The organism is Corynebacterium sp. AOP40-4SA-5 (genome assembly GCF_052377355.1).
Lineage (GTDB): Bacteria > Actinomycetota > Actinomycetes > Mycobacteriales > Mycobacteriaceae > Corynebacterium.
Genome location: NZ_JBQSWS010000004.1, coordinates 181059 through 192620, shown reverse-complemented (window position 1 = coordinate 192620; position 11562 = coordinate 181059). Strand labels below are relative to the sequence as shown.

Annotated in this window: 11 protein-coding genes; 4 read left to right on the top strand and 7 right to left on the bottom strand. The window is 67.9% G+C overall.

Going from position 1 to position 11562, the window contains the following annotated elements; genetic code table 11:
- Positions 1-81 precede the first annotated feature (81 nt).
- Entirely contained in the window at positions 82-408 is a 327-nt protein-coding gene (locus ACT3S3_RS04090) for a hypothetical protein (protein WP_441579458.1), read from the top strand.
- Between the two features lie 79 nt (positions 409-487).
- Here ACT3S3_RS04090 and ACT3S3_RS04085 read toward each other — a convergent pair whose 3' ends face one another.
- Positions 488-1414, bottom strand: a complete 927-nt coding sequence (locus tag ACT3S3_RS04085; RefSeq protein WP_444626313.1) for a helix-turn-helix domain-containing protein — start codon at positions 1412-1414, stop codon at positions 488-490.
- A gap of 190 nt (positions 1415-1604) precedes the next feature.
- On the opposite strand from ACT3S3_RS04085, the gene ACT3S3_RS04080 reads away from it, so the two are divergent.
- Positions 1605-2687, top strand: coding sequence for an alkene reductase (locus ACT3S3_RS04080; RefSeq protein WP_441588367.1), 1083 nt, complete (start codon positions 1605-1607; stop codon positions 2685-2687).
- On the opposite strand, the gene ACT3S3_RS04075 is transcribed toward ACT3S3_RS04080, so the two are convergent.
- Together ACT3S3_RS04075 and ACT3S3_RS04070 are read right to left on the bottom strand one after the other, a co-directional pair.
- Complete coding sequence (locus tag ACT3S3_RS04075) at positions 2656-3555, bottom strand: GDSL-type esterase/lipase family protein (protein WP_441579455.1); 900 nt, start codon at positions 3553-3555, stop codon at positions 2656-2658. The two genes, ACT3S3_RS04080 and ACT3S3_RS04075, sit on opposite strands and share 32 nt — an antisense overlap.
- A gap of 251 nt (positions 3556-3806) precedes the next feature.
- Positions 3807-4589: a hypothetical protein gene (locus ACT3S3_RS04070; RefSeq protein WP_301443878.1), complete on the bottom strand. Its 783-nt coding sequence runs from the start codon at positions 4587-4589 to the stop codon at positions 3807-3809.
- A 245-nt stretch (positions 4590-4834) separates the two neighbouring features.
- On the opposite strand from ACT3S3_RS04070, the gene ACT3S3_RS04065 reads away from it, so the two are divergent.
- Complete coding sequence (locus tag ACT3S3_RS04065; RefSeq protein ID WP_441579454.1) at positions 4835-5887, top strand: isopenicillin N synthase family dioxygenase; 1053 nt, start codon at positions 4835-4837, stop codon at positions 5885-5887.
- Positions 5888-5969: 82 nt separating this feature from the next.
- A complete protein-coding gene (locus ACT3S3_RS04060) occupies positions 5970-7436 on the top strand; it encodes a uracil-xanthine permease family protein (RefSeq protein WP_441579453.1) in 1467 nt (488 codons plus the stop codon).
- 47 nt (positions 7437-7483) lie between these two features.
- Here the strand turns inward: ACT3S3_RS04060 and ACT3S3_RS04055 are convergent, their stop codons facing one another.
- The 4 genes from ACT3S3_RS04055 to ACT3S3_RS04040 all read right to left on the bottom strand — a co-directional run bounded on the left by ACT3S3_RS04055 (position 7484) and on the right by ACT3S3_RS04040 (position 11517).
- The gene (locus ACT3S3_RS04055; protein ID WP_301443654.1) at positions 7484-8209 is read right to left on the bottom strand and encodes an SDR family oxidoreductase; all 726 of its coding nucleotides are present in this window, start codon (positions 8207-8209) and stop codon (positions 7484-7486) included.
- A 73-nt stretch (positions 8210-8282) separates the two neighbouring features.
- On the bottom strand, positions 8283-9677 hold the full coding sequence (locus tag ACT3S3_RS04050) for an aldo/keto reductase (protein ID WP_444626311.1): 1395 nt from the start codon (positions 9675-9677) through the stop codon (positions 8283-8285).
- Between the two features lie 122 nt (positions 9678-9799).
- On the bottom strand, positions 9800-10567 hold the full coding sequence (locus ACT3S3_RS04045; RefSeq protein ID WP_301443656.1) for a hypothetical protein: 768 nt from the start codon (positions 10565-10567) through the stop codon (positions 9800-9802).
- 128 nt (positions 10568-10695) lie between these two features.
- A complete protein-coding gene (locus tag ACT3S3_RS04040; protein WP_441579451.1) occupies positions 10696-11517 on the bottom strand; it encodes a hypothetical protein in 822 nt (273 codons plus the stop codon).
- Positions 11518-11562 lie beyond the last annotated feature (45 nt).

Here is an 11562-nt window from a genome sequence, read left to right as displayed (position 1 = left end):
TTTTGCGATGATGTCGGCGGTATGACGTTCCCCGGCATCCGCACCTCTATCAACGCTTATTCCGACACAGGAGGATGTCTCATGACCCGTACCAAATCGTCCAACGCCCGCCGCTGGGCCACCCGCGCCGCTGTCGCCGCAGCAGGTGCCGGCCTGGTCGCCGGGCTCGCCGCCCCGGCCGCGAGCGCCGTCCCGATCAGCACCATCGAACGAGGTGGCGCCGTGTCGTGCACCATCAACCGTGACGTGGACATGGGGCCGGTCTTCGGCGGATACACGCAGGGCAACTGCGACACCCGACCGGGAACGTTCGTCCGCGGGATCGGCACGACCGACATCTACTCCCTCGGCCAGGTCTTCCTGCCCGGCGGTGCCAGCTACTCCGCCTGGGTCAACAAGTTCTGGTGATCCTCAGCACCCCGTCCTGAAACCCCGCGCAGATGTCGGTCCTACTCCCACAGACCAACATCCGCGTGGGGTTTCGTGATCAGGCGCCGAGCACCGGACCTCCCGGAGCGTTCCCCGACCGACTCTCCTGTGCGATGCCCTGGAGAATGGTCATCGCGTCCGCCGAGGCCTCATCCGCCGGGGCGTACACCTCCAGGCGGTGGTCGGGGCTGTCGGCCTGCAACCAGATCTGGAAGTCCACCGTGATCTCCCCGACCCGCGGGTGCAGGAAACGTTTACGCCCGGCCGTGCAGGTCCCGACCCTGCCGGTGGCCCACAGGGCGGCGAAGTCGGCGTCCTTCATGCAGAGCTCGCCGACGAGCTCCGCCAGGCGGGCGTCGTCCGGGTATTTACCGCTGACGAAGCGCAGGTAGGACACGTAGGTGCGCGCCTCCGCCTCCCAGTCGCGGTACATGCCCCGCACCGTCTCGTCGAGGAAGAGCAACCGCGGCAGGGACGGACGCGTCCTGGCGTCCGACGTGTCGAACGGCAGGTGCGGTGCCAGAAGTGCGTGGCCGGTGGGCGTCCACCCCAGGGCGTCGCTACGCCTTCCGAGCAGCACCGCCGGCTGGTCGCCGAGCGCGTCGAGCATCGCCAGCGCCCGCGGGTGCGGCTGCTCCGCACGCGAGCGGGTGACCGGCTTCACCGGGGAGGGACGCGCCAGGTCCAGCAGGTGCTCGGTCTCGGTGGCCGACAGCTGCATCGCCCGGGCCAGGGCGAGAAGCACCTCGTCGGAGGCGTTGTGCGCCTGCCCCTGCTCGAGCCGGACGTAGTACGCCACGGACACCCCGGCCAGCTGGGCGACCTCCTCGCGCCGCAGACCGGGGACCCTGCGCCGCCGGCTGCGATCCTCGATGCCCGCCGTCGCCGGGGTGATGGCGTCCCGGCAGGACTTCAGGAACTCGCCGAGACTACCGGAATGGCTGCCGGAACTGCCCGGCCCGGGTGCGGCGTCTGCGTGGTTCATGCGCCCGAGTCTAGGTGCCGTCTCCCCTCCCCAGGCACCCTCGCCGGCGCACGAGCATGACCCTGTCAGTGGTACCTCCGCCAGTCGCACCATCAGGGAGGCTCTGGCTAACACCCCTCGGGACGGGGACCATGGTTGACGGAAAACGCAACGAAGCGACGAAGCAAGAATGCAAGGGAAGAAGAACACCGTGTCCAACCTGTCTGAACCACTGCACCTCGGCGCCCTGGAGCTGCCCAACAGGGTGATCATGTCGCCGCTGACCCGGCGTCGTTCCGGAGAGTCACGCGTGCCGACCGCGCTGATGGCAGAGTACTACCGCCAGCGCTCCGGGGCCGGGCTGATCATCAGCGAGGCCACCTCCGTCTCACCCCAGGGCGTGGGTTACCTCGGCACCCCGGGCATCTGGAACGAGGAGCAGGTGCAGGGCTGGACGCAGACGACCGACGCCGTCCACGACGCCGGCGGACGGATCTTCCTGCAGCTCTGGCACGTCGGACGGATCTCCGACCCGGAGCTTCTCGGCGGCGACACCCCCGTCGCCCCGAGCGCGGTGCAGGCGGCAGGACGCGTGCGCGGGCTGCGTCCGAAACGTCCGTACACCACCCCGCGGGCGTTGGAGACCGAGGAGATCCCCGGCATCGTCGAGGACTTCCGCCGCGGGGCGCAGAACGCGAAGGAGGCCGGGTTCGACGGTGTGGAGATCCACGCCGCCAACGGCTACCTCATCGACCAGTTCCTGCAGGACAGCACCAACCACCGCGAGGACCGCTACGGCGGATCGGTGGAGAACCGTGCCCGCTTCCTGCTCGAGATCGTGGACGCCGCGATCGACGTGTGGGGCGCCGACCGGGTGGGCGTGCACCTGCGCCCGCGCGGCGAGGAGCACGACATGGGTGACAGCGACCCGGCGACGGTCTTCGGTCACGTCGCCACCGAGCTCGGACGCCGCGACGTGGCGTTCCTGTTCATCCGCGAGATCGAGGCCGAGGACAGCCGGCTCACCTTGATCAAAAACAACTTCGGCGGGCCGGTGATCGCCAACGAGGAGATGAGCGTCGCCGACGCCGAGCGGATCGTGGCCAGCGGGAGCGCCGACGCCGTCGCCTTCGGCCGTGACTACATCGCCACCCCTGACCTGGCCGAACGCATCGCCGAGGGCCTGGAGTGGAACACCCCGGACCCCTCGACGTTCTACGCCGACGAAGGGGCGGACCCCGCCGTCGGCTACACCGACTACCCTACAGCGCAGCAGATACCTGCCCTGCGATGAACTCCTGGCCGAGCTGCGAGGGGTGCACGATCATCTTGTAGTCCGGGGTGGTGGTGTCGATGAGCCCGGCGATGTAGCGCTGCTGGTCGGGGGCGCAGGAGTCGTGGCCCTGGCTGTTCGCCCGCAGGTCCACGAACTCGGCGCCGATCTCGGCGGCACTGTCGCGCTGCATCGACTGCGCGGCGTCCTGCACGCGCGTCAGGTACTCCACGGGCAGACCGAACGGACGGTCCGGCACCACGTTGACGAAGCAGAAGGTGTCACCGGCGGTGAGCTGCGGCATACCGCCGATGACGAGCTCGGCGTCCGGCGCGACGGCGCGCACCCGGCGCGCGGCATCGCGCATGTCGGACGCGTAGGCGTCCTGCACGGCGTCGAAGTCGGTGACGTCCAGACCGTCCTTCTGACCCCACGGGCCGAAGTTGTTGAGGCCGACGGGGAAGACGACGGAGTCGGTGTCGGCGGTGAGGTCGCCGGCGTCGATGCTGGCGTCGATGCGGTCGAGCATCGTGCGTGACGTCTGGGCGGTGCAGGACCAGTCGCTCACGTCGAGTTCGCCGCCGTTCTCCAGCAGGCGCGGCCAGTTGTCCGGCGCCTGGAGGCACTCCTTGCCGGACTCGAGCTGCCCGGTGCGCGGGTAGTCGGCGAGCAACGGTTTGAGCTCCTCGTACTGGTTCGCCATGCCCACGATCTGGTGCGGGTTGGCGGCGTACGAGTCACCGTAGGTGACCACGTTCTTGACGTCGGACGCTGCTTCGGACGGTGCGTCCTGTGCGGTGTCGGACGGCGCGCTGGCGGCGGCGGTGCCGGAGCCGACGCTGGCGGACAGCAGCAGGCAGGCGGCGAGGGCTCGGGTGGATCGGCGCATTGAGGGGTGTCCTTTTTCCGGGGAGTACTGGGGCGCATGGGCGCGGTCCGTCCGCGGCCCGTCATGCCAGAACCCTAACCCGCTGCGCGCCACAATGTCGGGCAGGAGGCGGAATCGCGGTGCTCCCGGCTTTCCTATTCACCCCCGATGAGACGAAGCATCCTGCCCTCACCCGTGGTGGAGAGATCGTCGATCAGATGCGGGACCACCAACCTGTCGCCGTCCGTACCCCGACCTGATGAGAGACCGCCTCAGCGGGCCTTGCCCTCCTCGCTGAGCACGGCGTGGGTGTGACGGATCATCATGTGCGCGAGCTTGCGGTTGGACCGCGCACCCAGCACCGCGCCGATGCCCAGGGGAAGCATCTTCGCGAACGCGGCACCCGTCATCCGTCGGCGCAGCTGCCGGAACGCGATGCGTCCCAGACGTGAGTTGATGTTGCGCTTCTGCGCCTCGCTGGCGCTGCCCAGCTTCCGGAGCCCCGTCACACCCTTCTTGCCGGACGCCGCGGACACCGCGTCGTTACCGGCGGCACCGGCGATGCTGAACAGGATCAGCCGGCGCCTTGCCTCCCGGTGGCTGATGTCCACACCGCGCAGCCGCGCGCTGGCCAGCGTGTACAGCGCGAAGACCTCCACCACACCGAGAGCCTCCCCGCCGGCGGCACCCATGCTGAGCACCGTGCCGATCCCGGGGAAGAACGCCAGTGCACCGGTACCCGCACCCGTGCCGGTGGCCAGGGTGCGGAAGTGCCGGTCGATCACGCGCTGCTGACGGGCGACCGACTTACGGCGGTGCCTGCGCTGGATGTGGTCGACGTACTTCTCGATCACCGGGGACTGCACCTCGGAGGCCTTGTCCACGGCGCGGAAGAACTGGCTCGCCATCCTGCCGTCCGGCTCGTCCAGGTCGGCGATGCCCTTCAACGCCTCGCGTGACTCCTCCGACAGCTCCTCTTCGGCGACGGGGCCGGGGACGTCCGGTGCGTCCTTCTTGTTCTTCCCGCGGCGGGCAAAAGGCTTCGGCAGCTTCACGTGGTCCTCCAAGGGGTGTGGCCGGCATGCTCGACGGCTGCCGAGTGCGGTCGATTCTAGCTGTTTACCGGGCCGCCACGTCGGCAACACAGTCGTCACAGAAGCGGCACAACCTCGAAATGCCGGACTCATAGATTGAGTCCCGTACCAAGACCAACAGCGGCTCAGCCGGGTCTTCATCGCACGGCGTCGGGATGACGGAGCGTACGACCGTAGGGGAAACCGCGTGACGTGAAAGGACCATCATGGTTCAGACCACCACGCCCAGCACGACCGACAACTACAGCAACGCCGAGCTCGACCTCGAGGCGAGGATGGGCGGCGTCGGCACCGAGACCACCGACCGTGCCGTCCCCGTCATCGACGTCAACAACTGGGACCTCAGCGACGAGCAGTGGGACGCCAAGGCGGAGGAACTCTGGGACGCCGCCACCACCATCGGCTTCTTCCAGCTGAAGAACTTCGGCATCGCCAAGGACGAGATCCAGGCCGCCTTCGCCGAGTCGCGCCGCCTGTTCGCACTGCCGAAGGAGACCCTGGAGACCGTGGCCAAGCCGAAGGGCAAGAACGTCGGCTTCGAGCACAAGTCCCAGATCCGCCCGTCCACCGGCACGCCGGACGAGAAGGAGAGCTACCAGGTCACCCGCCCGCTGATGGACGGCCTGTGGCTCGACGAGGAGACCCTGCCGGACTTCCGCGCCGACACCCTGGACTTCGAGAGCCGCTGCCACGACGTGGCGATGCGCATCCTCGAGTTCTTCGCCGTGAAGCTCGGCTTCGAACGCGACTACTTCACCAAGGTCCACAACCCCGACTCCGAGCTGCACCAGTGCACGCTGCGCATGATCCACTACATGGCCGTGGCCGCGGAGGACAACGTCGCCGACGAGAACGGCGCCCCGGTGTGGCGTGCCGGCGCACACACCGACTTCAACTGCCTCACCCTACTGTTCCAGACCGACGGCGAGTCTGGCCTGCAGGTCATGCCGGGTGCGGACGCCGGGCAGGACGTGCAGAGCTGGACGCCCGTGCCCGCCTTCACCGACATCCTGACCTGCAACATCGGTGACATGCTGATGCGCTGGAGCGACGACCGGCTGAAGTCCAACTTCCACCGGGTCAAGGCCGCCGACGTGGGCGTGGACATCCCCGAGCGCTACTCCATGCCCTACTTCGCCCAGGCCGACCGCGACGCGGTGATCGAGGGGCCCGACCGCAAGTACGAGCAGATGACCGCCGGGGAGTACCTGGACATGCGCATCCGCGCGAACTTCAGCAAGGCCGAGTCCGCGAAGTAGTCCGGCACCGGGGGTCGTCCCCCGGTCCGTCCCCTCCCCCACCACCGCTCAAGCACCACCTCGCTCAGGAGCATCCTCACCCATGACCGCCACCTTCAACCGCGCCGACCGGGCCGACCGGACGCCGCCGCGCGCCCACGACCCCGCCACCACCACGCAGCAGGGGCAGGACGTCGGCTTCTCCACCGACGGGTCCGCCGTGGACACCAACTTCGGTTGGCGCCACAACCTCACCTTCGGCATCCAGCATGTCCTGATCATGTACGTCGGGTGCGTGTCCGTCCCGCTCGCGCTCGGCGCGGCGTTGGGCCTCGACCGGGAGACCGTGGCGATGCTGGTCAACGCCGACCTACTGGTCGCCGGTGTGATCACGCTGATCCAGTCCCTCGGCGTGGGACGTGTGGCCGGCGGGCGGATGCCGATCATCGGCGGCGCCGCCTTCGTCCAGGTGGCGTCGATGATCTCCATCGGGCAGACCTACGGGCTGCCCGCGATCTGGGGCTGCATGCTCGCCGGCGGTGTGGTGGGCCTGGTGCTCGCCTGGCCGTTCAGCAAGCTGCTGAAGTACTTCCCTCCGCTGGTCACCGGCACCGTCCTGCTGTTCCTCGGCGTCTCGCTCATCGGAGTCTCCGCCGGCCTCGTGGTCGGCCGACCGATGGTCGACGGCCAGGACAATCCGGACTACGCCAGCCCGGCGTCCATCGGCATCGCCGCCCTCGTGGTGCTCATCGCGGTGGGGTTGTCCTGTCTGGCCCGCGGTGTGGTGGCCAAGGCGTCGCTGATCATCGCGACGATCGTCGGCGTGCTGGTCTGCTGGCCCGCCGGACTGCTGGACTTCTCCGGTGTCGGCGACGAACCGCTGTTCGCCATGGTCAAGCCGTTCCACTTCGGTGCCCCGGAGTTCCCCCTGGTCGGTGTGCTGTCGATGTCGGTGGTCATGATGTTCCTTTTCGCCGAGACGATCGCCAGCGTGAGTGCGCTGTCCGAGATCACGGGGAAGAAGACGTCGCGCTCGGACGTGGCGCGCACGCTCGTGGGCGACGCGGCGTCCGGCGTCCTCGGCGGTGTGTTCAACGGGTTCTTCGACACCGTCTTCACCCAGAACGTCGGCGCGGTGCGCACCACGCGGGTGCACTCGCGCTACGTTACGGCGACGGCCGGGGTGATCCTGCTGGTGCTGGGGCTGACACCGGTGACCGGTGCGGTCATCGCCGCACTGCCGGACCCGGTGGTCGGCGGGATCTCCCTGATCCTGTTCACCTCGATCGCCGCGGTGGGTGTGAACACCCTGTGCAAGGTCGATCTCACCGACACCGTGAACTCCACGATCATCGCCCTGGCGGTGGCTTTGGGGCTGTTGTCGAAGTTCTCCTCCGACATCTGGTCGAACTTCCCGGAGTGGGCGCAGACCCTTCTTTCCGACGGTGTGGTCCTGGCCGCGTTGGCGGCCTTCGGACTCAACCTGCTGTTCAACCACACCTCCATCGCCGACCGGGCGCGTGCCGCCCGTGATGAACAGCGTCCCGAACCGGAGTCGGTGTTCGTGTAGGCGACACGGTTCAGGCTGCGTTCCTCTCCTCCTGTCGGAGGAGAGGATCACAGCTCCGGTTCGCTGTGCAGGTCGGCCAGTTCCGGGTACTGCTCGAAGATGTCCCCGGACAATTCCCTGCGGGCCTTGAGTGACGTCTCATCGACGAGGACTTCGTAGTCCCCACGCTCCAGGGCATCCCAGGTGTCGTCGATGACACTGGAGGCGGAGATTTTCGGCAGGGGAATGTTCGCAGACAGCGGAGTGTCGATGAATCCCGCATGAACCCCCAGGACGTGGATTCCGAGCTTTCCGAGCTCCACCCGGGAGGAGTTGCTCGCTGACCAGAACGCCGCCTTGGACGCACTGTAGATCCCGCCCACTGAGTTCCAACTCGCCGCCGAAAGAACATTGACGACGGCAGGAGACTCCGCTTTGGCGAGAACCGGTGAAAACATCTGCGTCACCAGGACGGGACCGAAGAAGTTCGTCGCCATCACCCGGTTCAACTCCGCTATCCCGGTTTCCATGAGCTGGGGCGTCCGGGGAGAGACACCGGCGTTGTTGACGAGCACCGTCACATCGGAGGCGCGTTCAGCCACCCACGTGATCGAGTCGATGTCATTGACGTCCAACGTCAGCGGGACGATGCGCTCATCGTCCCACTCCCGGGGATGTCGGGCGGTTGCGTACACTTTCGACGCCCCGCGTGCGAGGGCCTGCGTCACGAATTCCGACCCCAGCCCTCCGTTCGCCCCGGTCACCAGGACAACTGCTCCGTTGATGTCAACCATGTCAACCTCCTTTTATTCAGTCCGGACGGCCTTTGCGCCGGACGGTTATCGTCGTGGGGTGCGGTGGTCGCACCTACGCCATCGGGTTCTCCCAGGAGCCACGGGTGTCCACACTGGCCGCCTTGCCGAGTCGTTCGAGCCGTTCGACGTCATCGACGGTGAGTGAGAGTTCCGCCGCGCGTTCCTGCGAGTCGAGGTACCTCGCCCTGGTCGCGCCGATGATCGGGACCGTCCCCTTGCCGAAGGCCCACGCCGTGGCCACCTCGGCCGCCGAGTAACCGCGGGACCCGTGCTCCTTGCCGACAGCCACGAGAGCGTCGGTGAGCTCGCCGAGCTTCGGGAGGATGTCGTTGTACGTCGCCGCCCGGTAGCTGCCCTCCGGCAACGGGTTGTGCGCGCCGTACCTCCCGGTCAGCGCCCCCTGTTCGAGGACCATGTAGGAGTAGAAGGTGATGCCGTTGCGGCGGCAGTAGTCCAGGATGCCGGCGTCCTCCGAGGCGCGGTAGATCAGGCTGTAGTGGTTCTGCACCGCGGCGAGTTCCACCCCCTCGGCGGCGAGGATCTCCCGGGCACGGGTGATCTCCTCCAGGTTGTGGTTGGACACCCCGACGCTGCCCACCCGACCGTCCTTCACCAGCGGCGCGAGTTGCGGGGTCCATTTTTCCACGTCGGCGGGGTTGTGGATCCAGTAGATGTCGACGTGGTCGGTGCGCAGCCGCTCCAGGCTGCCCTCGAGCATCGCCTCCACGGCGTTGCTCTCCGGGCCGGCGAGCTGCGGGGTGAACTTCGTCGACAACCGGTAGCTGGCACGGTCGTACGGTGCCAGCAGTGTGCCGAGGATGCGCTCGGAGCTTCCCTCGCCGTAGACGGCGGCCGTGTCGAAGAGGGTGAACCCCTTGTCGAAGGCGGTGGCGACGACCTCCTCCAGCTGGCCCTCGTCCAGGTGGTTGCCGAAGACCTCGTCACCGCCGACGCTGCCGGCGCCCCACGACCATGTGCCGAGTGCGGTCGGGGGAGAGTGTGGAGAGTCTGGAAGATCGGATGCATGGACTGTGGTGGGCATGGTGTTCTCCTGGCTGTTCTCGGACGGGATGTCCTGCGGTGACCAGTAGGCCCGCAGTGAGGTGATCTTTCCGTGCTCGTCGAACTCCATTGCGTCGACCACGTCGACGCTCACCTGCCGTGAATCCCACGGCATCCGGAGTTCGAAGGCCACGGCAGCCGCACGCGCGTCCGACGACACAGAGACCGGGGCGACCTGCCGGACGCGGACCGCCGGGTCGAGCGGTTCGGCGTACCAGCGGGACGCCGCGACGACGTCGGAACCCACCGGGTCCTCGACCGTCGCCGTCTCGGCGAAGAGCGCGAGGACGTCCCGCCCACCGCCGTTGTTGATGCCGTCGAGGTAGGACCGCACCGTGGCGCAGATCAGTGGCCTCGTTACCTGTGGCGTGGTTGCCTCCGGCACGGTTCTCCCGTTCTGTGCTGACGCACGCCAAGGCGGATGCCGCAGCGTGGAACAGTTCAGGCGAACGCCTTTGTGTTCCAACCGGTACAGTACATAGTGTACCGGGCGGTACGCAACCGGTCCTACACGACGCGCATCCGGTCGACCTGCTCCTGGGCCAGCGCCAGGGCCAGCTCCTCATCCGCCTCACCTGCGACGATCACGTTCACCGTCCAGCCGTTGGCGGTGGCGGCGACGAACAGAACGGTCTCCCCCACCGCCTCGGAGTCGAGCTCCTCGCCGCCCAGGAGCAGGTCGGTGACGGTCACGTCCGCGGCCGTCCGCTCGTCCACGTCGTCGAGCTCCACGTCGACGGGCTCGGCGACGAAGTACTTCTCCATCGTCCCCATCTCGGTGTCCATGTCCCGGAAGTACTCGCCGCATTCCGCGGCGTCCGGCAGGCCGTCCTGCGGCGTCCCCCTGGTCACACACACGAACACGCCGGACTCGTCGTCGCCGTCGAGCGTGAAGGACGCGACGGCGGTCCGGTCGGTCGGCTCCAGCATCCACTCCATCAGCAACCCGCTGTCGACCGCCAGGCCGGCGCACTGCGGCGGCGTCGTCGCCTGGGTCGGGGCGTCCTCCTCGCCGTCGAAGAACTTCGCGAGCTCGGCCATGTCCGCCGGATCGGGCGCCTCGTAGGAGTACCCCTCCGGGGCGCTCGACCCGTCCAGCAGGACGTCCGACGGTGTGTCGGAGGCCGGCCGGTTCTCCATCGTGTCCTGCGGCGTCGCCTCGTCCGCGGCGATCTCGGCGCCCCCGGAACTGCAGGACACGAGCGTGAACGAGGCCGCCAGCGGGAGGGCGGCGAGGGCCAGGGGCGTGCGGTAGCGACGGGTCATGGGAACCATGAGCATCCTTAACTTGGAGGAGGTGGCAACGTCGCCAGTGACCGTACCGCGCGGCCACGGGAACGAATATTCCCCGCTACACCCTCCATGAACTGCGTAAACAGCATCCCGTCAACGGAAATGCCGGGTCACACGTTGGCCGCGGCGATGCGCTGCGCCTGTGCGGACGCCAGGCTGCTGACCAGCTCCGTGCCCGTCGCGTCGGACGCGGCGATGGTGTAGGTGACACCGTTGACCGTGGCGGTCACGGTGGTCAGGGACTCGCCGACACCCTCACCCTCGATGGGCTCGCCGTTGAGGTCGACCCCGGTCATCGTCACCCGGGCCGCACCCAGGACGTCCGCACCCTCGACGGTGACGTCCACCGGCTCAGCGGAGTAGTGCTGCAGGGTGTTGTCGGTCTCGTCGGCCATCTCGCGGGTGAACTCCGCGCACTCGGAGACGTCCGCCGGGAAGGTCTGCGGGTCCACCTCGTCGGTGGTGACCATGACGTAGACACCGTCCTCGTCGTTGTCCAGCAGGGTGTAGCCGGCGGTGGCGGTGGAACCGGCGGGACGGAACATCCAGTCCATGACGGTCAGTCCGTCGATGGCCAGACCGGTGCACTGGAAGGGGTCGGCGATGGCGACCTCACCGAGCGCCTGGCCACCGACGAGACCTTCGGCGTCGGCGAGCTCCGGATTGTCGGAGAGTTCGCTGAGCATCTCCGCCAGCGAGGGCTCCCCCTCAGCTGCCGGCGGGGTGTACTCGTAGCCCTCCGGGGTCAGGGTGTCATCGATGATCAGGTCGGACGGGGCGCCGGAGGCCGGCTGGCCGGCGTCCGGGACCTCGACGGCGGCGGTGGTCTCGTCGGACGCCGTGGCGTCGTCGGAACCGCACGACACAAGCGCGAACGAGGCCGCCAACGGGAGGACGGCGAGGGACAGGGGCGTGGTGAAACGACGGATCATGGGAACCGGGGCATCCTTAACTCTGTGAAATAAAACCTCGTTATA

Excerpts from the sequence above, each read along its gene's own strand:
- ACT3S3_RS04060 (WP_441579453.1), top strand. The coding sequence starts at position 5,970 with ATGACCGCCACCTTCAACCGCGCCGACCGGGCCGACCGGACGCCGCCG.
- ACT3S3_RS04090 (WP_441579458.1), top strand. The coding sequence starts at position 82 with ATGACCCGTACCAAATCGTCCAACGCCCGCCGCTGGGCCACCCGCGCC.
- ACT3S3_RS04085 (WP_444626313.1), bottom strand. The coding sequence starts at position 1,414 with ATGAACCACGCAGACGCCGCACCCGGGCCGGGCAGTTCCGGCAGCCAT.
- ACT3S3_RS04040 (WP_441579451.1), bottom strand. The coding sequence starts at position 11,517 with ATGATCCGTCGTTTCACCACGCCCCTGTCCCTCGCCGTCCTCCCGTTG.
- ACT3S3_RS04065 (WP_441579454.1), top strand. The coding sequence starts at position 4,835 with ATGGTTCAGACCACCACGCCCAGCACGACCGACAACTACAGCAACGCC.
- ACT3S3_RS04045 (WP_301443656.1), bottom strand. The coding sequence starts at position 10,567 with ATGGTTCCCATGACCCGTCGCTACCGCACGCCCCTGGCCCTCGCCGCC.
- ACT3S3_RS04055 (WP_301443654.1), bottom strand. The coding sequence starts at position 8,209 with ATGGTTGACATCAACGGAGCAGTTGTCCTGGTGACCGGGGCGAACGGA.
- ACT3S3_RS04075 (WP_441579455.1), bottom strand. The coding sequence starts at position 3,555 with ATGCGCCGATCCACCCGAGCCCTCGCCGCCTGCCTGCTGCTGTCCGCC.